The sequence below is a fragment of the Variovorax sp. efr-133-TYG-130 genome (assembly GCF_030208835.1).
In the GTDB taxonomy this organism is placed as follows: domain Bacteria; phylum Pseudomonadota; class Gammaproteobacteria; order Burkholderiales; family Burkholderiaceae_C; genus Variovorax.
On record NZ_JARVTD010000033.1, the window covers coordinates 85,999 to 110,644 of the forward strand.

At 67.9% G+C, this 24,646-nt stretch carries 21 protein-coding genes and 1 pseudogene; 12 read left to right on the plus strand and 10 right to left on the minus strand.

Annotation, left to right across the window (positions count from 1 at the left end; translation table 11 throughout):
* Positions 1-106 precede the first annotated feature (106 nt).
* From QRN67_RS27625 to QRN67_RS27635, 3 genes are all read right to left on the minus strand, one after another.
* Positions 107-1,489: a phospholipase D-like domain-containing protein gene (locus QRN67_RS27625; RefSeq protein ID WP_285414463.1), complete on the minus strand. Its 1,383-nt coding sequence runs from the start codon at positions 1,487-1,489 to the stop codon at positions 107-109.
* 25 nt (positions 1,490-1,514) lie between these two features.
* On the minus strand, positions 1,515-2,186 hold the full coding sequence (locus tag QRN67_RS27630) for a glutathione S-transferase family protein (protein ID WP_285414464.1): 672 nt from the start codon (positions 2,184-2,186) through the stop codon (positions 1,515-1,517).
* 191 nt (positions 2,187-2,377) lie between these two features.
* A complete protein-coding gene (locus QRN67_RS27635) occupies positions 2,378-3,499 on the minus strand; it encodes a 5-methyltetrahydropteroyltriglutamate--homocysteine S-methyltransferase (RefSeq protein ID WP_106937390.1) in 1,122 nt (373 codons plus the stop codon).
* A gap of 147 nt (positions 3,500-3,646) precedes the next feature.
* Here QRN67_RS27635 and QRN67_RS27640 point away from each other — a divergent pair, with 147 nt between their 5' ends.
* From QRN67_RS27640 to QRN67_RS27675, 8 genes are all read left to right on the plus strand, one after another.
* The gene (locus tag QRN67_RS27640; protein ID WP_106933843.1) at positions 3,647-4,765 is read left to right on the plus strand and encodes an aromatic ring-hydroxylating dioxygenase subunit alpha; all 1,119 of its coding nucleotides are present in this window, start codon (positions 3,647-3,649) and stop codon (positions 4,763-4,765) included.
* Entirely contained in the window at positions 4,762-5,544 is a 783-nt protein-coding gene (locus QRN67_RS27645; RefSeq protein ID WP_285414465.1) for a GntR family transcriptional regulator, read from the plus strand. Before QRN67_RS27640 ends, QRN67_RS27645 begins: the two co-directional genes overlap by 4 nt.
* 40 nt (positions 5,545-5,584) lie before the next feature.
* The gene (locus QRN67_RS27650; protein WP_106933845.1) at positions 5,585-6,571 is read left to right on the plus strand and encodes a PDR/VanB family oxidoreductase; all 987 of its coding nucleotides are present in this window, start codon (positions 5,585-5,587) and stop codon (positions 6,569-6,571) included.
* 167 nt (positions 6,572-6,738) lie between these two features.
* A complete protein-coding gene (locus tag QRN67_RS27655; protein WP_285414466.1) occupies positions 6,739-7,911 on the plus strand; it encodes an ABC transporter substrate-binding protein in 1,173 nt (390 codons plus the stop codon).
* Positions 7,912-8,051: 140 nt separating this feature from the next.
* Positions 8,052-8,924: a branched-chain amino acid ABC transporter permease gene (locus QRN67_RS27660; RefSeq protein ID WP_081268628.1), complete on the plus strand. Its 873-nt coding sequence runs from the start codon at positions 8,052-8,054 to the stop codon at positions 8,922-8,924.
* Positions 8,925-9,923 carry a branched-chain amino acid ABC transporter permease gene (locus QRN67_RS27665; RefSeq protein ID WP_285414467.1) on the plus strand — a complete coding sequence of 333 codons (999 nt, stop codon included), beginning with the start codon at positions 8,925-8,927 and terminating at the stop codon, positions 9,921-9,923.
* Positions 9,920-10,681 carry an ABC transporter ATP-binding protein gene (locus QRN67_RS27670; protein WP_081268630.1) on the plus strand — a complete coding sequence of 254 codons (762 nt, stop codon included), beginning with the start codon at positions 9,920-9,922 and terminating at the stop codon, positions 10,679-10,681. Before QRN67_RS27665 ends, QRN67_RS27670 begins: the two co-directional genes overlap by 4 nt.
* Positions 10,674-11,378 (plus strand): ABC transporter ATP-binding protein, encoded by a 705-nt coding sequence (locus QRN67_RS27675; protein WP_285414468.1) that lies wholly within the window; start codon positions 10,674-10,676, stop codon positions 11,376-11,378. Before QRN67_RS27670 ends, QRN67_RS27675 begins: the two co-directional genes overlap by 8 nt.
* Positions 11,379-11,385: 7 nt before the next feature.
* Here QRN67_RS27675 and QRN67_RS27680 read toward each other — a convergent pair whose 3' ends face one another.
* The 3 genes and pseudogenes from QRN67_RS27680 to QRN67_RS27690 form a co-directional block, all read right to left on the minus strand.
* Positions 11,386-12,117, minus strand: a complete 732-nt coding sequence (locus tag QRN67_RS27680; protein ID WP_285414469.1) for a DsbA family protein — start codon at positions 12,115-12,117, stop codon at positions 11,386-11,388.
* Positions 12,111-13,013, minus strand: a pseudogene (locus QRN67_RS27685) (MBL fold metallo-hydrolase); the annotation flags it as partial. The gene QRN67_RS27680 and the pseudogene QRN67_RS27685, both read right to left, overlap by 7 nt.
* A gap of 140 nt (positions 13,014-13,153) precedes the next feature.
* The gene (locus QRN67_RS27690) at positions 13,154-14,056 is read right to left on the minus strand and encodes a LysR family transcriptional regulator (protein ID WP_081268634.1); all 903 of its coding nucleotides are present in this window, start codon (positions 14,054-14,056) and stop codon (positions 13,154-13,156) included.
* 110 nt (positions 14,057-14,166) lie between these two features.
* Between QRN67_RS27690 and QRN67_RS27695 the strand changes: the two genes are divergently transcribed.
* From QRN67_RS27695 to QRN67_RS27705, 3 genes are read left to right on the plus strand one after another with little or no spacing between them, the layout of a single operon-like run.
* Positions 14,167-15,114, plus strand: coding sequence for a hydroxymethylglutaryl-CoA lyase (locus tag QRN67_RS27695; protein ID WP_285414470.1), 948 nt, complete (start codon positions 14,167-14,169; stop codon positions 15,112-15,114).
* On the plus strand, positions 15,111-16,316 hold the full coding sequence (locus QRN67_RS27700) for a CaiB/BaiF CoA transferase family protein (protein WP_285414471.1): 1,206 nt from the start codon (positions 15,111-15,113) through the stop codon (positions 16,314-16,316). Before QRN67_RS27695 ends, QRN67_RS27700 begins: the two co-directional genes overlap by 4 nt.
* 47 nt (positions 16,317-16,363) lie before the next feature.
* On the plus strand, positions 16,364-17,353 hold the full coding sequence (locus tag QRN67_RS27705) for a tripartite tricarboxylate transporter substrate binding protein (protein ID WP_503010949.1): 990 nt from the start codon (positions 16,364-16,366) through the stop codon (positions 17,351-17,353).
* 90 nt (positions 17,354-17,443) lie between these two features.
* Here QRN67_RS27705 and QRN67_RS27710 read toward each other — a convergent pair whose 3' ends face one another.
* The 3 genes from QRN67_RS27710 to rpoD form a co-directional block, all read right to left on the minus strand.
* Complete coding sequence (locus QRN67_RS27710) at positions 17,444-18,571, minus strand: HPP family protein (protein ID WP_285414472.1); 1,128 nt, start codon at positions 18,569-18,571, stop codon at positions 17,444-17,446.
* 19 nt (positions 18,572-18,590) lie between these two features.
* Positions 18,591-19,826: a multidrug effflux MFS transporter gene (locus QRN67_RS27715; RefSeq protein ID WP_081268639.1), complete on the minus strand. Its 1,236-nt coding sequence runs from the start codon at positions 19,824-19,826 to the stop codon at positions 18,591-18,593.
* Positions 19,827-19,928: 102 nt separating this feature from the next.
* Positions 19,929-22,112 (minus strand): RNA polymerase sigma factor RpoD, encoded by a 2,184-nt coding sequence (gene rpoD / locus QRN67_RS27720; RefSeq protein ID WP_285414473.1) that lies wholly within the window; start codon positions 22,110-22,112, stop codon positions 19,929-19,931.
* Here rpoD and QRN67_RS27725 point away from each other — a divergent pair.
* Positions 22,105-22,434, plus strand: a complete 330-nt coding sequence (locus QRN67_RS27725; RefSeq protein ID WP_234382456.1) for a hypothetical protein — start codon at positions 22,105-22,107, stop codon at positions 22,432-22,434. The genes rpoD and QRN67_RS27725 overlap by 8 nt on opposite strands.
* Before the next feature lie 123 nt (positions 22,435-22,557).
* Here QRN67_RS27725 and dnaG read toward each other — a convergent pair whose 3' ends face one another.
* Complete coding sequence (dnaG, locus tag QRN67_RS27730; protein WP_285414474.1) at positions 22,558-24,579, minus strand: DNA primase; 2,022 nt, start codon at positions 24,577-24,579, stop codon at positions 22,558-22,560.
* Positions 24,580-24,646: the final 67 nt, after the last annotated feature.

Here is a 24,646-nt window from a genome sequence, read left to right on the forward strand (position 1 = left end):
ACTGGAAAGTCATGGGCCGGGCACGCCTGTCAACTACCGAAACCGGTGGATATTTTAGTGTCCGCGTTCGTCTGGTTGCACTTTTGTTGCATTTATGCACTCAAGATTACAGCTGAAAGGCTACCGTGAGCAGCAGCCCTTCCGCCAGGTCGCGCATCAGGCCGGGACGCCGCGCGCGGTAGGGCTCGCCGGCCGATGCGGTGGTCTCGATCCACTCGGCCAGCCAGTCGATTTCTTCCTCGCCGTAGAACACCACCGCCGCCTCGTGGTTCAGCAGCAGGCTTCGCAGGTCGAGGTTGATCGAGCCGCACATCGCCAGCTCCTCGTCCAGCACCACCGCCTTGGCATGCACCATGAACGGCAGCATCCTGAAGTCCACGCCCGCGCGAGCGAGGTCGCGCATGGCGCGGGCGCGCACGAAGTCCGCCAGGCGATGGTTCGACTGCGCGGGCATCGCGATGGTCACCTGCACGCCGCGCCGGGCAGCCAGCCGCAGCGCGTCGCGCAGTCCGTCGCCGGGCACGAAGTAGGGCGTGATCGCCAGCACGCGGTGCTCGGCACGGAAGCAGGCGTCGATCAGCAGCGCGTGCGCGGTGTCCTCGGTCTGGTCGGGGCCGCTCGGCAGGAACTGGGCCATTGCGGTGCCGGGGCCTTCGGGCATGTCGTCGGCGGTGATGGCGCGGGCCTTGCGCGGGCGCACCGAACTCCAGTCGTGGTCGAACTGGCGCGCCGCAGCCGCGGCCACGCTGCCGCGCAGGTCGAACGACAGGTCGCGCCATGGCTGCGGGTGCTTTGCGTTGCCGGTGAAGTACTCGCCCGCGAGATTGCGCCCGCCCGACCAGAGCCAGCCGTCGTCGGCGATGGTGAACTTGCGGTGGTTGCGCAGGTTGCGCGGGCCGATGCGGCGCAAGCTGAAGAAGGGCCGGAACACCGCCACCTCGCCGCCCGCCGCGCGCAGCCGGTCGAAGTGATGGCGCGGCAGCGACAGCGCCCCGAAGCCGTCGAGCAGCACCCGCACCTTGATGCCCTCGCGCGCCCGCTTCGCGAGCCGGTCGATCACCGCATGGCCGAGCGCGTCGTTGCCGATGATGAAGGTGCACACGTCGATGCGCTCCTTTGCACCGTCGATCACCTCCCACAGCGCCTCGCGCGCGGCCTCGCCGTCGGCATGCATGCGGATGGCCGAGCGGCCCGGCGGCGCGAGGCCGAAGCTTTCGATCAGGTCGGCCGCCCAGTGGCCCGGCGGCACCGAGCGCGGCGGCCGGGGCGAGCCGGCCGGGCGCAGCTTGCGCTGGCCGAACAGCAGGTACATCGGCAGGATGAAATAAGGCATCAGCACCAGCCCCATGACCCAGGCGATGGCCGTGGTGGGGGCGCGCTGCTCGCGGCGCGCGCGGGTGGTCAGCACATAGACCAGCAGCGCGAAGGTCACGACGAGAAAGTGCTGCGAAGGTGTGGGCAGCCAGTCGAAACGGGTGTTGTGCGGCATGGCGCAATGATGCGTCAGCGCGGAATCAGCGTTGCAGGAAGGCCGGCACACCGCGCCCTTGCGAGGCAAGGAACCGCATCATCGGATCGACCACCGCGCGCACCGCCGGCCTTTCGCCAACGCGGGTGCGCCATGCGAGCAGGCGCGGCGTGGCGTCGGTCATGCCGGCGCCCTTGCGGTCGGCGAACACGCAGGCCATGTAGAAGGCGATGTCCGCGAAGCCGTAGGGCCCCGCGAGGTAGTCGCGCGCGGCGAGCAGGCCTTCCATTTCGTCGTAGTAGCGCGCGCAGGCGGCGCATGCCGCGACGGCAGGCGCGCTCTGCATCGCGTCCTGCAGGCCGAAGAGCTTGATGACTTGGGGGAAGAAGACCTCGTCGGACTTCTGCTCGAGTTGCCGCGCGCGGGCCCGGTCGGCAATGCCCTCGGGCCACAGCGCGGGAGCCGGATAGCGGTCTTCGAGGTACTCGAAGATCTGGGTCGAGTCGAAGAGCGAGACCCCGCCGTCGATCTCGTCCACCAGCACCGGCACCTGCTGCTTGACGGGGTTCACGCGCAGCACCTCGGGGTGCTTGGGTTCGTAGGCCTCGCCTTCGATGAACGGCACCATGACCAGTTCGAAGGCAACGCCTTTTTCGCGCGCCGCGATCTCGACCTTGGCGCCGAACATGCTGAGGGGGCCGGAGTAGATCCGGGTCATTGCAGCTGCTCCGTTGCATGACTTGATCCGCGATGCATGAAGCCGAGCCGGGCCATTCGGGGAACACCGTGGAACCGGCTTTGCCGGGCCACAGGTGTTGCCCCCGGCGAGGGGGTTGGCGAAGCGACACGAAGTGCGCGCAGACTGGGGGTGAGTCTTTTCATTCCCCCGACTTCAACAGAAACCGCGCGTCAGGTCGAGCCCCAGACCTCCTGCGCGGTCTCTACCACCAGGCGCAGCTTGTTGCGCTGCGCTTCCACCGCGATGTTGTTGCCGTGCACGGTGCTGGAGAAGCCGCACTGCGGCGACAGCGCGAGCTGGTCGAGCGAGGCGTACTTGGCGGCCTCGTCGATGCGGCGCTTGAGCTCGTCCTTGTCTTCCATCTCGCCGAACTTGGTGGTCACCAGGCCGAGCACCACGGTCTTGCCCTTGGGCAGGTAGCGCAGGGGCTTGAAGTCGCCCGAGCGCGCGTCGTCGTACTCCATGAAGTAGGCGTCGAGGTCCATCTCCTTGAGCAGCGCCTCGGCCACCGGCTCGTAGTTGCCCGCAGCGGCGTGCGTGCTCTTGAAGTTGCCGCGGCACAGGTGCATGGCCAGCAGCATGCCTGGCGGCTTCTGCGCGACCACCTTGTTGATGAATGCGGCGTAGCGGTGCGGCAGTTCGTTCGGGTCGTCGCCGCGCTTGCGGGCGGCTTCGCGCATGTGCTCGTCGCACAGGTAGGCGAGGTTGGTGTCGTCCATCTGCACGTAGGTGCAGCCGGCGGCGGCCAGCGAGCGCAGCTCGTCGCCATAGGCCTTGGCCACGTCGTCGTAGAACGCCGGGTCGAGCTCGGGGTAGGCGTCCTTGCTGATGCCGGCGCGGCCGCCGCGGAAATGCAGCATGGTGGGAGAGGGGATTGTCACCTTGGGCGTATTGCCCGCGGCCACCTGGCTCTTGAGGTACTGGAAGTCGGCGAGCTGGATGTCCTTCACGTGGCGGACCTTGTCGATCACGCGCATCGCGGGCGGTGCGAGTTCCTCGGTTCCGTCGGGCTTGCGGATGGTGACCGGAATGTCGGTCTTCACGCCGCCGAGCTGGTCGAGGAAGTCGATGTGGAAATAAGTGCGGCGGAACTCGCCGTCGGTGATGCTTTTCAGGCCGATGTCTTCCTGGAACTTGACGATCTCGGTGATCGCCTTGTCTTCGACCAGGCGAAGCTGTTCCGGCGTGATCTCGCCCTTGGCCTTTTGCTCGCGCGCTTCGAGCAGGTATTTGGGGCGCAGGAAACTGCCCACGTGGTCGTAGCGGGCGGGCAGGGCGGCGTGCTGTGACATGGATGACTCCGTCTTGGTGAGGGGGAACTGGCCGGACATCGTATCGCCATCGAAACGTCGGAGGCTGTATACAGTGGACTCGGTGTTTTCCCTAGAAATGCCAGAAATGACTGGAAATTTCCGTGTTTCTGTATACATTGAGTATTCATGAAAACGCCCACGACCGCCTTTCCGCTGAACGCCTGGTATGCCGCCGCCTACGACGTCGAAGTGCGCCATGCGCTGCTGCCACGCACCATCTGCAACCAGAAAGTGGTGCTGTTCCGACGCACCGACGGCGAAGTCGCCGTGCTCGAAGACGCCTGCTGGCACCGGCTGATGCCGCTGTCGCTGGGCCGCCTCGAAGGCGACGAGCTGGTGTGCGGCTACCACGGCCTCGTCTACAACAGCCAGGGCCGCTGCACCCACATGCCGAGCCAGGAAACGCTCAACCCATCGGCCTGCGTGCGCAGCTTTCCGGTGGTCGAGAAGCACCGCTTCGTGTGGATCTGGCCCGGCGACCCCGCCAAGGCCGATCCGGCGCTGGTGCCCGACATGCACTGGAACGACGACCCGGCATGGGCCGGCGACGGCAAGATGATCCGCGTCCACTGCGACTACCGCCTGGTGGTCGACAACCTCATGGACCTGACGCACGAGACCTTCGTGCACGGTTCGTCCATCGGCAATCGCGAAGTGGCCGAGGCGCCCTTCGTGGCCACGCACGGCGACCGCTCTGCCACCGTCACGCGCTGGATGGAGAACATCGACCCGCCGCCGTTCTGGGGCGGCCAGATCCGCCATGCGCGCGGCTACACCGGCAAGGTCGACCGCTGGCAGATCATCCGTTTCGAAGGCCCGTGCACCGTGAACATCGACGTCGGCGTGGCCGAGGCCGGCAGCGGCGCGGTGCCGAAGAACGGCGACGCGGGCGACCGCAGCAAGGGCGTCAACGGCTACGTGCTCAACACCATCACGCCCGAGACCGACAAGACCTGCCTGTATTTCTGGGCCTTCTCGCGCAACTACTGCCTGGGCGAGCAGCGTCTCACGCACGAGCTGCGCGAAGGCGTCGCGGGCATCTTCCGCGAAGACGAACTGGTGCTCGAGGCGCAGCAGAAAGCCATGGACGAGCACCCCGACCACAAGTTCTACAACCTCAACATCGACGCCGGTTCGATGTGGGCGCGCAAGCTCATCGACCGCATGATCGAGAAGGAAAAGCCCGCGCGCGCCGCCATTCCGATCCACCCCGCCGAGCAGCCGGGCGAGAAGCAGGCCGCATGAGGGCGGCCGTGGTCTCCTCCGCCGCGGAACAGCTGCCCGGCGACAGCGGCAGCTCGCAGGCCGTGAAGGCGCAATTGCGCCTGCGCGAAATGATCCTCGCGGGCGAACTGCCCGGCGGCGCGCGCATTGCCGAAGTGGCCGTCTCCGAGCAGCTCGGCGTGTCGCGCACGCCGGTGCGCACCGCGCTGATGCGGCTCGAGCAGGAAGGCCTGCTCGAAGCGCTGCCCAACGGCGGCTACGCGGTGCGTACCTTTTCCGAGCGCGACGTGGCCGATGCCATCGAACTGCGCGGCACGCTCGAAGGCCTGGTGGCCCGCCTCGCGGCCGAGCGCGGCGCCGCGCCGGTGGTGCTGCGCGAAGCGCGCGCCTGCCTCGCGCGCATCGACGAGCTGCTGCGCGAGCCCGCGCTCGACGACGCGGCTTTCTCGCGCTACGTGACGCACAACGAACGCTTCCATGCGCTGCTCTGCGAAATGGCCGGCAGCCCGGTCATCGCGCAGCAACTGGAGCGGGTGGTGAACCTGCCGTTCGCGTCGCCCTCGGGCTTCGTCATCGTGCAGGCGAATTCGCCCGCTGCGCGCGACATGCTCGTGATCGCGCAGGACCAGCACATCCAGGTGCTCGACGCCATCGAGTCCGGCGAAGGCTCGCGCGCCGAGTCGCTGATGCGCGAGCACAGCCGCATCGCGCGGCGCAACCTGCGCGAGGCGCTGCACGGCACGCCGAGCGCCGAGCAGCGCCCGCTGCCGGGCGTGCAGCTGATCCGCCGCCGCGGCTGATTCCTTCCTTTCCCTCCCTTCCTGTTGGTGTTGTTCCCCGATGAAAAGCGATCTTCAATGGATGCAGGCGCAGGTGGTTGCGCTGCGCGACGTGACGCCCACCGTGCGCGAGTTCGAACTGCGCCCCGACGGCGGATTTGCCGGTGCCTATGAACCCGGCGCCCACCTGCAGGTGCAGGTGATGACGGCGCAGGGCAGGCTGCAGACCCGCTCCTACTCGCTGGTCGGCGAGGGCGACGGCCGCTGCTGGCGCATCGCCGTCAAGCGGCTGGACGACGGCCGCGGCGGATCGCTCGCGATGTGGCGGCTGGCCGTGGGCGACCGGCTGCAGGTCAGCGCGCCGCAGAACCACTTCGCGCTCGACATGTCCGCGCCCGGCTACCTGCTGGTGGCGGGCGGCATCGGCATCACCCCGCTGGTGCTGATGGCGCAGCGGCTGGGCGAGCACGCCCGGCGCGGCGGCGTGCCGGTGAAGATGCTCTACGGCGCGCGCAACGCCGACGAGTTCGGCTACCTCTCGCATCTGCGCGAAGCGCTGGGCGAGGGCGTGGAAGCGCACGAAGGCTCGGCGCCCATCGACTTCGCCGCGGCCATCGACGCGTTGCCGCCCGGCGGCCAGCTCTACACCTGCGGCCCGGTGCCGATGCTCGAGGCGCTCAAGCGCGCCTGGCATGCGGCCGGCCGGCCCATCGCGGACCTGCGCTTCGAGACCTTCGGCAGCAGCGGCCGTCTGGCCACGCAGGCGTTCCAGGTGCGCATTCCGCGCCATGACCTCGCCATCACGGTGCCTGCCGACTGCACGCTGCTCGAGGCGCTGGACGCCGCCGGCGTGCAGACGCTGTCGGACTGCAAGCGCGGCGAGTGCGGCCTGTGCGCCATGGACGTGATCGCCGTCGACGGCGAGATCGACCACCGCGACGTGTTCCTCAGCGCGCACGAAAAAGAGGCGACCACGCGCATCTGCGCCTGCGTGTCACGCGCGGTGGGTACGCTCACGCTCGACTCCGCCTATCGCCCCGACAGCTGATCCCGCCCCGGGCGAAAGCCGTCTTGCGCGATGATCGCGCAGTTCATTTATTGATCGCGCAACAATGCCAGCCTCATGAGGCGGGGTAGGTGAATGCCTGCTGCGCCCTTTGTTGCAAAGTGTTGAAAATAGCCCCGGTTTCGAGTTCCGTCCCTGAAGGAAAAAACATGCAAAGACGCCATCTCATCCAGACCGCAGCCCTGTCGGCGCTCGCGCTTTCAATGTCGCTGGCCAGCGCCCAGGACAACAAGTTCAAGATCGGCCTGATCCTGCCGATGACGGGCCAGTCGGCATCCACCGGCCGCCAGATCGAAGCCGCCGCGCGCCTGTACATGGCCCAGAACGGCGACACCGTGGCCGGCAAGAAGGTCGAGCTGATCGTCAAGGACGACACCGGCCTGCCCGACGTCACCAAGCGCCTGGCGCAGGAACTGGTGGTGAACGACAAGGTCAACGTGCTGGCCGGCTTCGGCCTGACGCCCCTGGCCCTGGCCGTGGCGCCCATCGCCACCCAGTCGAAGACGCCCGAAGTCGTGATGGCCGCCGCCACGTCGAGCATCACCGAGGCATCGCCCTACATCATCCGTTCGAGCTTCACGCTGCCGCAGGTGTCGGTGGCCATGGGCGACTGGGCGCCGAAGAACGGCGTGAAGACGGTCGTCACGCTGGTGGCCGACTACGGCCCGGGCAACGACGCCGAGAAGTTCTTCAGCGAGCGCTTCCAGCTCAACGGCGGCAAGGTGATCGAGAAGCTGCGCGTGCCGCTGCGCAACCCCGACTTCGCCCCGTTCCTGCAGAAGGTGCGCGACGCGAAGCCCGACGCGCTGTTCGTCTTCGTGCCCTCGGGCGCTGGCGCGGCCGTCATGAAGCAGTTCCTGGAGCGCGGCATGGACAAGGCCGGCATCAAGATGATCGCCACCGGCGACGTGACGGACGACGATCAACTCAACGACATGGGCGACGGCGCGCTGGGCGTGGTCACCTCGCACCACTACTCGGCCGCGCACCCGTCGGCAATGAACAAGAAGTTCGTCGAGGCCTTCGAGAAGGCCAACCCGAAGATGCGCCCCAACTTCATGGCCGTGGGCGGCTATGACGGCATGCGCGTGATCTACGAAGCGCTCAAGGCCACCAAGGGCCAGGGCGGCGGCGAAGCGCTGCTGGCGGCCATGAAGGGCCAGGTCTTCGAGAGCCCGCGCGGCCAGGTGCTGATCGACGCGCAGACGCGCGACATCGTGCAGGACGTGTACCTGCGCAAGGTCGAGAAGAAGGACGGCCAGCTCTACAACGTCGAGTTCGACGTGATCAAGAGCGTCAAAGATCCCGGCAAAGCCAAGTAAAGGGCTCGCCCCCAGGCTGCGCGCACTTCGTGTCGCTTCGCCTTCCCCCTACCGGGGGCAACACCCGAGGCCCGGCGAAGCCGGTTCCTCGGTGTTTCCCGAAGAGACCGCGAGGCGCGGCAAGTGTTTGAGTAGCTGACATGTTGACCATTCTTTTCGACGGCATCGCCTACGGCATGCTGCTCTTCGTGCTCGCCGTGGGGCTGGCCGTGACGCTCGGGTTGATGAACTTCATCAACCTCGCGCACGGCGCCTTTGCCATGGCCGGCGGATATCTCACGGTGTTTGCCATGCAGAAGCTGGGCGTGCCGTTCCTGGCCTGCCTGCCGCTGGCGTTTATCGTCGTCGCGCTCGCCGGGGCCTTGCTGGAACGCACGCTCTACCGGCCGATGTACGGCAAGCCGCACCTGGACCAGGTGCTCTTTTCCATCGGCCTGGCCTTCATGGCGGTGGCCGCCGTCGACTACTTCGTCGGCTCTTCTCAGCAGAACGTGCAGTTGCCCGAATGGCTGCGCGGGCGCACCGAGATCGGCGACGGCGCGCTGCTGCTGGGCATGGGGCACTACCGGCTCTTCATCATCGCGGTCTGCGCGGTGCTGACGGTGGTGCTGCAGCTCATCCTGTCGAAGACGCGCTTCGGCAGCCGGCTGCGCGCGGCGGTCGACGACCCGCGCGTGGCGGCGGGGCTGGGCATCAACGTGAACATCGTGTTCCTGCTGACCTTTGCCGTGGGCTCGGGCCTCGCGGGGCTGGGCGGCGCGCTGGGCGCCGAGATCCTCGGGCTCGACCCGACCTTCCCGCTGAAGTACATGATCTATTTCCTGATCGTGGTTTCGGTCGGCGGCACCTCGTCGATCACCGGGCCGCTGGCGGCCGCGCTGCTGCTCGGCATTGCCGACGTGGCGGGCAAATACTTCATTCCGAAGATGGGTGCGTTCACCGTCTACCTGCTGATGATCCTGATCCTGATGTGGCGCCCACAGGGCCTGTTCACGCGCAAGGGGGGCCGCTGAATGAGCGCTCCTTCTTCCGCCGCCGATTTCCAGTCGGCCCTGCTGCGCAAGGCGCGCTGGCATCCGCTCGAGTTCGTGGCCTGGGCCGTTGCTTTCGCGCTGCCGCTGGTCATGCCTTCGCATTCGCTGCTGGTCAACGAGATCGCCATCGTCGCGCTGTTCGCGATGTCGCTCGACCTGATCCTGGGCTACACCGGCATCGTGTCGCTGGGCCATGCCGCCTTCTTCGGCTTCGGTGCGTATGCGGCGGCGCTGTTCGCCAAGCTGGTGATGCCCGACCCGACCGTGGGCCTTCTGTTCGCCGTCGTGCTGTCGGCGTTGCTGGGCCTGGTGGCGAGCGTGACCATCCTGCGCGGCAGCGACCTCACGCGGCTGATGGTCACCCTGGGCACGGCGCTGCTGCTGCTCGAACTGGCGAACAAGCTCGACTGGCTGACCGGCGGCGCCGACGGCCTGCAGGGCGTGGTGATGGGCCCGGTGCTCGGCATGTTCGACTTCGACCTGTACGGCCGCACGGCGGCCTGGTATTCGCTGGCGGTGATGCTGGTGCTGTTCCTGCTGATGCGCCGGCTGGTGCATTCGCCGTTCGGCGCCACGCTGAAGGCGATCCGCGACAACCGGCTGCGCGCGATGGCCATCGGCATCCCGGTGGTGCCGCGGCTGGTCACGGTCTACACCGTCGCTGCCGGCGTTGCCGGCGCGGCGGGCGCGCTGCTGGCGCAGACCACCGGCTTCGCATCGCTCGACGTGCTGGCCTTCGACCGTTCGGCCGACGTGCTGCTGATGCTGGTGATCGGCGGCGTGGGCTGGCTCTACGGCGGGGTGGCGGGCGCCATCGTGTTCAAGCTGCTGCAGACCTGGCTGTCGGCGGTGACGCCGCAGTACTGGATGTTCTGGATCGGCCTGATCCTGGTGCTGCTGGTGCTGGTGGGCCGCGACCGCCTGCTGAAGCCCTGGACATGGTTCGGCGCCGGCAGGAAGAAGGGCGGTGCGGCATGAGCGACACCGTGCTCTCCACCCACGGCCTCGTGATGCGCTTCGGCGGCATCACGGCCACCAACAACGTGACGATGGAGCTCAAGCGCGGCGCCCGCCATGCGCTGATCGGCCCCAACGGCGCGGGCAAGACCACGCTCATCAACCAGCTGACGGGCGTGCTCACGCCGACCGAAGGCCGCATCACGCTGCTGGGCGAAGACATCACAAAGCTCGCGCCGCACAAGCGCGTGGCGCGCGGCCTGGTGCGCACATTCCAGATCAACCAGTTGTTCGACTCGATGACGCCGCTGGAAACGCTGGCGCTGGTGGTGTCGCAGCACCAGGGCGCGGGCGCGCAGTGGTGGCGGCCGCTCGGCTCCAGCAAGGCGATCGTCGAACGCGCGACGCAACTGCTCGAGCAGTTCCACCTGAGCGACGTGGCCCGCCAGCAGGTCAAGCACCTGGCCTACGGCAAGCGCCGCCTGCTGGAAATCGCGATCGCCCTGGCCTGCGAGCCGCGCGTGCTGTTGCTCGACGAGCCGGTGGCGGGCGTGCCCGCCGGCGAGCGCGAAGAGCTGCTGCAGACCGTGGCCGCGCTGCCGGCCGACGTGTCGGTGCTGCTGATCGAACACGACATGGACCTGGTGTTCAGCTTTGCCGACCGCATGACCGTGCTGGTCAACGGCACGCTGCTGACCGAGGGCGACCCCGAAACCATCGCCAACGATCCCAAGGTGAAAGAGGTCTATCTGGGCCACGGAGAAGCTGCCCATGTCTGAGCTGCTGCGAATCGAAAACCTGAGCGCCGGCTACGGCGAGGCCGTGGTGCTGCACGACGTGGCGTTCACGCTGGGCGAAGGCCAGACGCTGGCGCTGCTGGGGCGCAACGGCACCGGCAAGACCACGCTGATCAACACGCTGGCGGGCGCGACGCGCCAGCACGGCGGCAGCATCGCGCTGGGCGGCCAGGCGCTGCACAAGCTGGCGCCGCACCAGCGCGCGGCGGCCGGCATCGGCTGGGTGCCGCAGGAGCGCAACATCTTCAAGTCGCTCACGGTGCACGAGAACCTCACCGCCGTGGAGCGGCCCGGCAAGTGGAACACCCAGCGCGTCTACGAGATGTTCCCGCGTCTTGCCGAGCGCAAGACCAACCTGGGCACGCAGCTCTCCGGCGGCGAGCAGCAGATGCTGGCCGTGGGCCGCGCACTGGTGCTCAACCCCAGGCTGCTGCTGCTCGACGAGCCGCTCGAGGGGCTCGCGCCCATCATCGTGGAAGAGCTGCTGCGCGCCATCCGCCGCATCACGCAGGACGAGGGGCTGGCCGCGATCATCGTGGAGCAGCATCCGCAGGCGATCCTCGCGATTTCCGACGAGGCGGTGGTGCTGGACCACGGCACCATCGTGCACACCGACTCGGCCGCGGTGCTGCGCGCCCAGCCTCAGGTGCTGGACCGGCTGCTCGGCGTCGCGCGCTGAAGCCTCTTCAGATCGCGCAGCCGTCGGGGTCGCACACCGGCGGCGTCGCGGCGGTGTGGGTGGCGGCCGGCTGAGACGCCGCGACCAGCGCGGCGAGCTGCGCCTTCCAGTCTTCGGCGCGGCCCAGCCACGGGCCGATGTCGATGCGGCCCGCGCGGCCTTCGGCCTGCGTCAGCACGAAGGTCGGAAAACCCTGTCCGCCCGCGCGCTGCAGGAATTGCCGGCTCTCGGCAATGTGCTGCGCAGTCGGCGCGCCCGCGAGGCGATCGAATGCCGCGGCGAAAGCCTCGGCGCCGAGACCGAGTTCGGCCGCCAGTGCCTTCAGCACTCCCACGTCGGCGATGCGCCGGCCTTCCACGTAATGCGCCTGCTGCAGGCGATGCGCCATGTCCAGCCCGCCGCCGTCGCGCAGCGATTCGGCCGCGAGTACGGCGGTGGTCGGTGGTTCGGAGTCCATCACCGCGCCGGTGTCGCGCAGCAGGCCTTCGAAGTAGTTCTCGCCGAAGGGCTGGCCCGTCATCTCGGCGATGCGGTGGTCGTGCGGCATCACGTAGTCGCGCCACTGCGGCGTGATCTGGCGGCGGTTGGCGCCGGTCATCATGCCGCCGCCGTGGAACTCGACCCTCAGGCCGGGTACGCCGCGCGCTGCGTCGACCAGCGGCGCGGCGGCGTAGCACCAGCCGCACAGCGGGTCGAAGATGTAGTGCAGGGTGGTGGTGCTGTCATTCACTGCGGCCATTTCATTTCTCCCTTGATGACCTTGGCGCCGAGTTCCAGCGACGAGGCGTCTTCCAGCTTCGGGTAGCGCTTCTTCATCGCGGCGATGAGCGCGGCCGAGTCCTTGGCCTTGGCGGCCTCGGTCTCGAAAGCCTTGAGGTAGCCGCGCGTGAATTTCACCGACGCGATGGTGTAGGGCGCCGAGCCGTCGGCATTCGGCAGGTAATGGCCGGGCACCACCGTCTTCGGGTGCAGGGCCTGGATGCGGTCCAGCGTCTTGAGCCAGTCGCGGCGCGATCCGGGCGTTTGCGTGTCGGCCACCCACACGTGGATGTTGGCCGACACGGGAATGCCGCCGACCACCGCCTTCAGCGAGGGAATCCACGCGAAGCTGCGCTCGGGCGTGGGGCCGTCGAGGCCGATGACCTGGATCTTGCGGCCTTCGAGTTCGAGGCTGTCGCCGGTCAGCGCCTCGGGCACCACCAGCGACCTGGGCGCGTTGTCCTTCAGGATCGGGCCCCAGTGCGCCAGCTTGCCGTCCTTCGACGCCTGGATGGCAGCCACCGTCTGCGGCGTGGCGACGATCTTCGCGTCGGGGAAGGCGGCGTGGATCACGTCGAGGCCGAAGTAGTAGTCGGGGTCGCTGTGGCTGATGTAGACCGTGGTGAGCTTCTTGCCCGTGGCCTTGATCTTCTGCACCAGCGCCTCGGCGTCGTTGCGCTGGAACTGCGCGTCGATCAGCACGGCGTCGGTCTGGCCGGTCACGATCTCCGACGAGACCGGGAACATCGACTTCGCGCCCGGGTTGTAGACGTCGAGCTTGAGCGGTTGCGCGGCCGTGGCGGCTTGCGCGGCCAGCGGGGCGAGGCTCAGCGTAGTGGCGAGGGCGGCGGCGGAGAGAAGGGCTCTGCGGAACATGGTGCGATCTTTCTGTGTGCGGTGAGGGGTGTGACAGCGCTGATGTTTCGAATGTTAGGTTGCGTGAACAGAAACAAAAACCCGACGAACCGCAATGAATCGTTTCCGATTCCGGTCGAATCGGAGGCGCGGCGCCCTTATTAGTCCGTCGCGCAGCGCTGCAGATGCGCCACCAGCAACTGCGCCGAGGGCGACAGCGTGGCCTCGTCCCTGAAGCAGATCGCGAACCGCCGGCGCGCCCAGGCATCGGTCAGCGGCATCAGCCGCAGGCCGTAGGCATCGGTGAAGGGCCGCGCCACTTCCGCCGGCACCACGCTGATCGCCAGCCCGGCCCGCACCACGCGCAGCGCCGCGTCGAAGTTCGACACCAGCACCCGGTGCACCAGCGGCTTGCCCGCCACCGCCGCCTCGCGCGCCAGCATCAGCTGCACCGCGCTGAGCGCGGGCATGCCGACGAATTCATGGTCGAGCACGTCCTCGAAGCGCACTTGCGCGTGTTGCGCGACCGGGTGCGACGGATGCGCGACGATGGCCAGGTGGTCGGCGCGGTAGCTGCGCCGCTGCAGTCCTTCGAGGTCGGCCGCGTCCCAGCACAGGCCGATGGAGGCGATGCCTTCGCGGATGCCGCGCACGATCTCCGGGCTCACGCGCTCCTCCATGTCGACGCGGATGTTGCGGTGCGCCGGGTTCTGCAGGAAGCCGGCCACGTCTTCCGCCAGCGACTCGGCCATGACCGACGCCGAAGCCAGGATGCGCACATGCCCGCGCGCGCCGCCCGCATAGGCGGCCATGTCGCGCTCGATGCGGTTCACGCTGCCGAGCATGGCGCGGGCGTGCTCCAGCAGGGTCTCGCCGGCCGGCGTCGGCACCACGCCGCGCCGCTTGCGCAGCAGCAGCGGCGTGCCCACCGCCTCTTCGAGCTGCGCCAGCCGCTTGCTGATGGCCGAGCCGACGATGCTGGCCTGCTCGCCGGCGCGCGCGATGCTGTGCGTTTCGCAGACGGAGACGAAGAGGCGGAGTGTGGTCAGGTCGAGGTCGCGCATGGTGTCTCAAGATGTTCCGGTTTGGAAGCGAATGGCTTCCAAAATATACCTTCTGGATCGAATTGGAACTTCTAACATCCGGCCCATACCCTCACGACGGAGACAAAGTCTTGATTCACGCCTTCCTGCCGCCCCGCGCGGTCGTCCGCGAAGTGGGCCTGCGCGACGGCCTCCAGAGCATCGCCCGCGTGCTGCCCACCGAACGCAAGCTCGAATGGATCCGCGACGCCCACGCGGCCGGCCAGCGCGAGATCGAAGTCGGCTCGTTCGTGCCGGCGCACCTGCTGCCGCAACTGGCCGACACCGCCGAACTGCTGGCCTATGCGAAGACGCTGCCGGGGCTGTTCGCCTCGGTGCTGGTGCCCAACCTCAAGGGCGCCGAGCGTGCCATCGCGGGAGAGGCCGACCTGATGATCGTGCCGCTGTCGGCCAGCCATGCGCACAGCCTTGCCAACCTGCGCAAGACGCCGGACGAAGTGGTGGCCGAGGTCGGCCGCATCCGCGCGGCACGCGATGCGGCGGGGTCGAAGACGCTGATCGACGGCGGCGTGGGCACGGCCTTCGGCTGCACGCTGCAGGGCCGTGTCGATCCCGACGAAGTGCTGCGGCTGATGCAGGCGCTGCTCGACGCCGGCGCCGACCGCGTGAGCCTGGCCGACACCGTCGGCTATGCCGATCCGGCGATGGTGCGCAGCCTGTTCGAGCGCGCGCTGCGCATCGCGGGAGACCGGCTGTGGTGCGGCCATTTCCACGACACCCGCGGCATGGGGCTCGCGAACGCGTATGCGACGCTGGAGGTCGGCATCACGCGTTTCGACGCCTGCCTGGCCGGCATCGGCGGCTGCCCGCACGCGCCCGGCGCCAGCGGCAACGTCGACACGGAGGACCTGGTGTTCATGCTCCAGAGCATGGGCGTCGAGACCGGCGTCGACCTGCCGAAACTGCTCGACCTGCGCCGCCGCGTGGCGGGCTGGCTCGATGGCGAAACGCTGCAGGGCACGGTATGGCGCGCGGGCTTTCCCAAGACCTTTGCCGTGGCCGAGGGAGTCGCCGCATGAGCGCCACCGAAGAAAAGAAGCGCCTGCCGCTCGCGGGCATCCGCGTGGTCGAGTTCACCCACATGGTCATGGGCCCGACCTGCGGCATGGTGCTCGCGGACCTGGGGGCGGAAGTCATCAAGGTCGAGCCGATCGAGGGCGACCGCACCCGGCACCTGCTGGGTGCGGGCGCGGGCTTCTTTCCCATGTTCAACCGCAACAAGAAGAGCATTGCGCTCGACCTGCGCAACCCCCAGGGGCTGGAAGCCGCGCTGCGCCTGTGCGCCACGGCCGACGTGGTGGCGCAGAACTTCAAGCCCGGCACCATGGACAAGTACGGCCTGGGCTACGCCGCGCTCGGCAAGCTCAACCCGCGCCTCGTGTACGTCAACCACACCGGCTTCCTGCCCGGCCCCTACGAGCACCGCACCGCGCTCGACGAGGTGGTGCAGATGATGGGCGGGCTGGCCTACATGACCGGGCGCCCGGGCGATCCGCTGCGCGCAGGCACCAGCGTGAACGACATCATGGGCGGCATGTTCGGCGCCATCGGCGCCATTGCCGCGCTGATGCAGCGCGCCGAGACCGGCAAGGGGCAGGAAGTGCAGTCCGCGCTGTTCGAGAACAACGTGTTCCTGGTCGGCCAGCACATGCTGCAGTACGCCATCACCGGCCAGGCCGCCGCGCCGATGCCGGAGCGCATCTCGGCCTGGGCGCTGTACGACGTGTTCACGGTGAAAGACGGCGAGCAGATCTTCCTGGCCGCGGTGAGCGACGCGCAATGGAAGACGTTCTGCGACGCGCTGGGCTTCGACGACCTGAAGGCCGACGCCGCCCTGCAGACGAACAACGAGCGCGTGCGCGCGCGGCCCACCTTGCTGGCCGACTTGCGCGAGCGGCTGGCCGGGCGTTCGGCGTCGGAACTGTCGGCCATCTTCGAGGCCAACGGCCTGCCTTTCGCGCCGATCACGCGGCCCGAAGACCTCTATGCCGATCCGCACCTCCAGGCCACCGGCGGCCTCGTGGACATCCGCCTGCCGGACGGCGAGCGTGCCGGCGAAATGGCGCAGACCACGCTGTTCCCGATCACGCTCGGCGGCGAGCGCCTGGGCGTGCGCATGCATCCGCCGACGCTGGGCGAGCACACCCGCGAACTGCTGGCCGAACTGGGCTATGCGCGCGAGCAGGTCGATGAACTGCTTGCGGGCTCGGCGGTGGCCTAATCCACGCGCCGGCGCGAATTTTCAAAACCATAAAGAGAGACAAAGCCATGAGCGACAAGACATTCCTCCCGATGAACCGCCGTTCGGTGCTGGGCTTCGGCGCCTGCGCCGCGGCGGTGGCCGCATGCCCGGCGCTCGCGCAGGGCTCGGACAAGCCGATCCGCTTCATCCTGCCGATCAGCGCCGGCTCCGGCGTCGACACCATCGTGCGCGCGGCGGCGCCCGCGCTCGGCAAGGCCTTCGGTCAGCCCGTGGTGATCGAAAACCTGCCGGGCGCCGGCGGCATCACCGGCGCGGCAGCCATCGTCAAGGCCGCGCCCGACGGGCTCACGCTGGGCATGGTGTCGAACAACCACGTCATCAACCCGGCGGTGTTCAAGAAGATGCCCTTCGACGCGATCACCGACATCACGCCCATCAGCGTGGTGGGCGCCACGCCGCTGGTGCTGGTGGCCAACCCGAAGCTGCCCGCAAAGAACGTGCAGGAGCTGATCGCGCTGCTGCGCGCCAAGCCCGGCGGCTACAACTACGCTTCGTCGGGCAACGGCACCATCATTCACCTGGCCGGCGAGATGTTCATGGACGAGGCCGGCGTGAAGGCGCGGCACATCCCGTACAAGGGCACGGGCCCGATGGTCACGGACATGATCGGCGGGCAGGTCGAGATGGGCGTGGTGTCGCTGCCGGCGGTGCAGCCGCACATCAAGAGCGGCGCGCTGCGCGCCATCGGCCTGTGCGGCGCCACGCGTTCGCCGGCCGCGCCGGACATCGCGACCATCGCGGAGCAGGGGCTGCCCAACTACGCGGTCGAAGGCTGGTTCGCGGTGATCGGGCCGGCGAAGATGCAGGCTGCCGACGTGCAGCGCGTGCACGACGCGGTGGCGGCGGCCTTCACCAGCGCCGAGGTGAAAGAGGCGATGGACAAGCAGGGCAACGTCATCAAGCCCACCACGCCCGCGCAGGCCGCGGCGTATTTCCGCAGCGAGGCGGCGCGCTACGCGGCGCTGGTGAAGAAGGCGAACGTCGTCCTGGAATGAAGGATTTGCTCCTTCCCCTTCCGGGGGAAGGCTGGGATGGGGCAGGCAGAGCGCCTGCAATGGGCGCCGCTTTGGGCAATGCATCAGGGCCTAGGCCGGACCGACCGCGCGGTAGAGCGCCCGCACGAAATCCGACTGCGTGATCATTCCCGTCAGGCGTTTCTCGCCGTCGATGATCGGGATGTGGTGATGCCCGCCTTCGGAGAACAGCGGCACCAGGTCGACCACCGGCCGGTCGGCGCTGGCCACGCGCACCTGGCGCGTCATGATCTGGCCGACCACTTCGGGCTTGTTCGACATCACGGTGCGCGTGGCACGGATCAGCTCGCGCAGCCTGCCCGCGATGCCGTCGTGGTGCTGCAGGTCGAGCTGGCGGAAGAAGTCGGCCTGCGTGACGATGCCGACCACGCGGCGCGTGCGGTCCGTGACCGGCAGGGCCTTGATGCGGCGTTCGTGCATCAGCGCCCAGGCCTCCTGCAGCGGCGTGCCGAACTCCACCGAGATGGGCTCGCGCGACATGATGTCGGCGCAATGCAGCGTGCCGAGGCGGCGCTTGTACGACTCCAGCTCGGTCTGCTGGATCAGCGATTCGAGGTCGTCGCGGCTGATGTCCAGCACCTGGTTGTAGCGGGCCAGCACGGCGTCGATGTCGGCCTGGCTGAAGCGCGCATCGGCCGCCGGCGGGCGCGCGACCTGCACATGCGGATAGCGCCGGCCGGTGAGCGTGTTGTAGAGCACGCCCGCCAGCACCAGCAGCAGCGAGTTGGTGAAGAAGGGGAACAGCGCGGACGAGAAATGCGTGGTGTGCGTCAGCACCGCGAGCAGCGCCGCGGCGCCGCCGGGCGGGTGCAGGCAGCGCGCCCCGAACATGAGCGCGACGGCCAGTGCCACGGCCACGGCTGCGGCGATGGTCGGCTCTGGAATCCAGCTGGCGCAGGCGATGCCCACCACCGCCGAGAGCGTGTTGCCCCCGATCACTGGCCAGGGCTGCGCCAGCGGGCTTGCCGGCACCGCGAACACCAGCACCGCGCTGGCGCCCAGCGGCGCGATCAGCCAGACGCTCGCGTGCAGCGGACCTGCCAGCCAGTGCGACAGCAGCGCCGCCGCCAGCAGGCCGAGGCCCGCGCCGGCCACCGCGCGCAGGCGTTCGCGCGCATCGACGGTGGTGTGCGCCGGCAGCCAGGCGCGCGCGTGGGCCAGCAGGGCGTCGAACCGCATCGGAGCGCGCGCTGCCTGCTCAGCCTTCGTGCGCCACCATGCGCCCGATCTCGGGCCAGCGGCCGTGCAGCCACACCCAGGCGACGAGTCCGATGGCGAGCATGGCCATGGAGGTCAGCGCCAGCGCGAGCGTGGAATGCATCACCAGCGGCGCCACCGCGCCGGCCACGATGCCGTTGGCGGTGGAGCCGATCACCGCCTGCAGCGACGACGCCATGCCGCGGCGTTCGGGGTGCAGGTCGAGCACCAGCAGTGTGACCACCGGCACCATCAGCGCCCAGCCGAAGGCGAACACCGCCAGCGGCCACAGCGCCCATGCCACGTGCGCCTGGAAGAAGGTGTTGGCCACCACGTTGACCACCGAGGTGACCAGCATGATGAGAAAGCCGTCGCGGATCTGCCGCTTGGGCGCCACCTTGCCCGCCATGCGCCCGCTGGCGCGCGCGCCCAGCATGATGCCGCCGATGGTCAGCAGGAAGAACCAGAAGAACTGCTGCGGCTGCAGCGCCAGGTGGTCGCCCAGAAAGGCCGGCGCAGCCAGCACGTAGAGGAACATGCCGTTGAAGGGCACGCCGCTGGCAAAGGCCAGCAGCAGGAAGCGCGGGTCGGAGCACAGGTCCCAGTAGCCGCGCATCAGGTGGCGCACCTGGAAGGGCTGGCGGTGGTCCTTGTGCAGTGTCTCGGGCAGCAGCTTGTAGTTGGCCGTGAACAGCACCACGCCCACCGCCACCAGGAACCAGAACACCGCATGCCAGCCCGCGTGCACGAACAGGAAGCCGCCCACGATGGGCGCGATGGCCGGCGCCACGCCGAAATAGATCGTGACCTGGCTCATCACCCGCTGCGCCTCGGCGGGCGGGAACATGTCGCGGATCACCGCGCGCGAGACCACGATGCCCGCTCCGGTCGACAGGCCCTGCAGTCCGCGGAACAGCACCAGCTGCGTGATGTTCTGCGACAGCGCGCAGCCCAGCGACGCCAGCGTGAACACCGCCAGCCCCCACAGCACCACCGGGCGGCGCCCGAAGCTGTCCGACAGCGCACCGTGGAACAGGTTCATGAACGCGAAGCCGAACAGGTAGGCCGAGAGCGTCTGCTGCATCTCTGCAGGCGTGGCGCCGATCGACTGCGCGATGCCGGAGAACGCCGGGATGTAGGTGTCGATCGAGAAGGGCCCGAGCATGCCCAGCACGGCGAGCAGCACGGCAAGCGCCCAGCGCGGGGCCTGCCAGAGTTTGTCTGCATCGGGATTCATGGAAAGGCAGCTCCGTTGTACTTGTTGTCTGTCTACGAAAAAGAGAACGCCCGCCGCCCGTATGAGGGGCAAGGCGGGCGCTTTGGCTTCAGCGAACCCGGATTACAGGGTGTCGATGAAGCTGCGCAGCTTGTCCGAACGGCTCGGGTGCTTCAGCTTGCGCAGCGCCTTGGCTTCGATCTGGCGGATGCGCTCGCGGGTCACGTCGAACTGCTTGCCGACTTCTTCCAGCGTGTGGTCGGTCGACATTTCGATGCCGAAGCGCATGCGCAGCACCTTGGCTTCGCGCGGCGTGAGCGAGTCGAGGATGTCCTTGACCACGTCGCGCAGGCCGGCCTGCATGGCGGCTTCGATGGGCGCCGTGTTGCTGCTGTCCTCGATGAAATCGCCCAGGTGCGAATCGTCGTCGTCGCCGATGGGGGTTTCCATCGAGATCGGCTCCTTGGCGATCTTCATGATCTTGCGGATCTTGTCTTCCGGGATCTCCATCTTCGCGGCCAGGATGCCGGCGTCGGGCTCGAAGCCGAACTCCTGCAAGTGCTGGCGCGAAATGCGGTTCATCTTGTTGATCGTCTCGATCATGTGCACCGGGATGCGGATGGTGCGCGCCTGGTCGGCGATCGAGCGGGTGATGGCCTGGCGGATCCACCACGTCGCATATGTCGAGAATTTGTAGCCGCGACGGTATTCGAACTTGTCGACCGCCTTCATCAGGCCGATGTTGCCTTCCTGGATCAGGTCCAGGAACTGCAGGCCGCGGTTGGTGTACTTCTTGGCGATGGAGATCACGAGGCGCAGGTTGGCCTCGATCATTTCCTTCTTGGCATCGCGCGAAGAAGACTCGCCTTCGTTCATGCGCTTGTTGATGTCCTTGAGCTGCGTGAGCGGCACCACCACGCGCGACTGGATGTCGGCGAGCTTCTGCTGCAGTTCCTGCACCGGCGGGATGTTGCGCCCGAGCACCGTGCTCCACGGCTTGCCGGCGGCGGCCTGCTTCTCGACCCACTTGAGGTTCAGCAGGTTGGACGGAACGACGTTGCCGTTCTTGTCGAAGCCGCTGAAGTCGCGGATGAACTCTTCCTGCGGGAAGCCGCACTTGTCCACGATGATGCGGCGCAGCTCGCGTTCCTTCTTGCGGACGTCGTCCACCTGCATGCGCACCAGGTCGCACAGCTTCTCGATGGTGCGCGCGGTGAAGCGGATGGTCATCAGCTCGTCCGACATGGCCTGCTGGGCCTTGGCGTACGCCGGCGTGCCGTAGCCTTCCTTGTCGTAGATCTTGTGGACCTTCTCGAACAGGGCGGCGATGCGGTCGAAGCGCTCGAGCGCGTCGCGCTTGAGTTCTTCGAGCTTCTTGGTCAGGGCCTTGGAGCCGCCCTTGCCGTCGTCGTCGTCTTCCTCGTCGAATTCGTCGAAGTCTTCCTCGGCCACGTAGTCGTCGGCCTCGTTGGGGTTCGAGAAGCCGTCGACGATGGTCGAGATGACGACCTTGCCCTCACGGATCTCGGCGGCCAGGCGCAGGATTTCGGCGATGGTGGCGGGGGAGGCCGAGATGGCTTCCATCATGGCCATCAGGCCGCCTTCGATGCGCTTGGCGATTTCGATTTCGCCTTCGCGGGTCAGCAGCTCGACCGTGCCCATTTCGCGCATGTACATGCGCACGGGGTCGGTGGTGCGGCCGAATTCGCTGTCCACCGTGGAGAGCGCCGCTTCGGCTTCTTCCTCGGCTTCTTCCACCGTGGTGGCGGTGGGCGCGGTGTTGTTCAGCAGCAGGGTCTCGGCGTCGGGCGTCTGCTCGTACACCGCCACGCCCATGTCGTTGAGCATGGTGACCACGACTTCCATGGTCTCGGCGTCGACCAGCTTGTCGGGCAAGTGGTCGGAGATTTCGCCGTGCGTGAGGTAGCCGCGGGTCTTGCCCAGCGTGATCAGGGTCTTCAGGCGAGAGCGGCGCTTGGCCAGGTCTTCTTCGGAGAGGACGGTCTCGTCGAGGCCGAACTCCTTCATCAAGGCGCGTTCCTTCGCCTTGCTGATCTTCATGCGAAGCGGCTTGACCTTCTCTTCGGTGGTCGTGGCTGCCGCGGGTTCGTCGCCGGCCAGGTCGTCCTCGATGTCCGACAGGTCGATGTCGCTCTCGGGCGCGTCCTTGTCAGCCTTGGGCTTGCGGCCGCGCTTGGCGCCGGTGGTGGCAGCGGCGCCGGCGGCCTTGGGCGGGCGCCCGACTTTCTTGGCGGCGGGGGCGGCGGCTTTTTTGGGATCGTCGAGAGAGGTCGATTTCGTGGGCACGGTTTTCACTTTCGTTGCGGCTGCCGATTTGGTTGCGGCGGCACCCGTCTTAGTTGCCGGCGACTGGCCGGCTTTCAACGGTTTTTCTGCTGCGGGCTTGGTGGCGACGCTTTTGGCAAGTGAAGGAGCAGGCTTCTTTGAACTGGGCATACGACCTCGTTACGGCAAGAAAAGACAAGCGGAATCACAGGCGCGCCGTCACGCGGACAGCGCCACCACGCCCGTGCACAGGCACGGACAAAACAATTGGGAAAGAGGAAGTGATTCCTCAACAGGCAAGATGTCGGGCGAACATTTGGTGTGCAGTCCTTGCGGTTATTGACCCTTTCCGCCGGAATTTACCGTTGGAGTGCGTTGCGCTAGGGGTCGGCCCGGAGGTGCTGCTGTCGCTCTTGCCTAATTTCGCCAGTTGCGAAGCCCTACATTATAGCGCGTTGCGCAAATTTCAAGCACTTTCTGTACCGGAAGGGCGCAGGCGGTTGCGCAATTCGAGCCGTCGGGCCTCCAGCGCCTTGTAGCGCTCCAGGGCCTTCGGGTCCTTGCCCACGGCCGCGATGGCCTCGCTCTGCTGGGCTTTCAGGCGGTCGTCGAGCATGAAGTCGAGCACGCTGGTCAGCTCCTTGGCGGCGTCTGCCAGATGCTGTTCTTCCTCGCCCTCGGGCACCGGTCCGGCTTCGGACACGGCCATGAGCCGCTCGGCCAGCGGCTCGAATTCGAGCCCGCGCAGGCCCTCGCGCAGCGCCGCCCAGGGCTGTACGCCATGCTCGTGCAACTGGCTGTCGAGCCAGGTGAAGAGGGCGCCGTGGGCGCCGGGCAGGTCGCACAGCATCAGGTGCAGCTCGTGCGAAAGCGCCTCCCACTGCGCCATGTTCGACAGCAGCAGCCGCACCGCCACGTCGGGCCGGCTGGGCGGGGTGCCGCGGCCGCGCAGCGGCTCGATGGGCTCCTCGAACTTGCCGCCCCAGCGCTTGCCCTTGGTGAACTTGCGCTGCGGCTGGAACTTGGGCTTGCTATCGCTTTCATAGCGCGGCGGCTCGTAGTCCTGCGGCGGAGGCATGTCGGGGTAGTAGTCGTCGCCGCCGCCCGTGTACATGGGCGGCTCGTTGTGGCGCTGTCCGGCGGAGGCGCCGCCAGGCTTGCGCGGGCCGGGCGTGGAGGCCCACAGCTCCGAGAGCGCCGCCGCGTCCAGCTGCACCAGCGTGGCGATCTCGCCCAGCAGCTGCCGCTTTAGCGCGCCGTCTGGCATGGCGCTCCAGAGCGGGCGCACGTTGCTGGTCATGTGGGCGCGGCCTTCGGCGGTGGTCAGGTCGCAGCCTTCGCGGGCGGCCTCGAGCATGAAGCGCGACAGCGGGGTGGCTTCGGCCACGAAGCGGGCGAAGGCCTCGGCGCCGTGTTCGCGGATGAAGCTGTCGGGGTCGTGCTCGGCCGGCAGGAACAGAAACTTGATGCTGCGCACGTCGGTGGCGTAGGGCAGCGCGCCGTCGAGCGCCTTGCGCGCGGCGCGGCGGCCGGCGGCGTCGCCGTCGAAGCTGAACACCACCGATTCGGTGAAGCGGAAGAGCTTTTGCACATGCTCGCTCGTGCAGGCCGTGCCCAGCGTGGCCACCGCGTTCGGAAAACCGAGCTGCGCCAGCGCCACCACGTCCATGTAGCCCTCGGTGACCAGTGCGTAGCCCCGGTCGCGGAAGGCGGCTCGGGCTTCATAGAGGCCGTAGAGCTCGCGGCCCTTGCTGAACACGGGCGTCTCGGGCGAGTTCAGGTACTTGGGCTTCTCGTCGCCCAGCACCCGGCCGCCGAAGCCGATGCATTCACCCTTCACGTTGCGGATCGGGAACATCACACGGTCGCGGAAGCGGTCGTAGCGCTTGGCTTCCTCCTCGCTGAGCTTGCCTTCCTCGTTGTTGACGATCACCAGGCCGCTCTCGGCGAGCAGCGGGTCGTCGTAGTCGGGGAACACGCTGGCCAGCGCGCGCCAGCCGGCCGGCGCATAGCCGATGCCGAACTGCTTGGCCACTTCGCCGGACACGCCCCGGCCCTTCAGGTATTCGATGGCGCCGGGCGCCTGGCGCAGGTGCTTGCGGTAGGCGTCGCCGGCCTTTTCGAGCACGTCGGTCAGCGTCGCCTGCTTCTGGCGCTGGCTGGCCGCGCGGGCGCGCTCGGCGGGGGAGGCGTCGTCTTCGGGCACCTGCAGGCCGTACTGCCCGGCCAGGTCATGCACCGCCTCGACGAAGCCCATGCCCGCATGCTCCATCAGGAAGCCGATGGCGTTGCCATGCACCCCGCAGCCGAAGCAGTGATAGAACTGCTTGGTCGGGCTGACGGAGAAAGAGGGCGATTTCTCGCCGTGGAACGGGCACAGGCCCATGAAATTGGCGCCGGCCTTCTTGAGCTGCACATAGCGGCCGACGATTTCGACCACATCGGCGCGCGCGATGAGTTCCTGGATGAATGAAGCGGGGATGGTCATGTAGGCGAAGAGCGGCAAATCATACGCAAGCCGCCGAACGCCCGGGGCCGGGCGGCATACTGGCCGC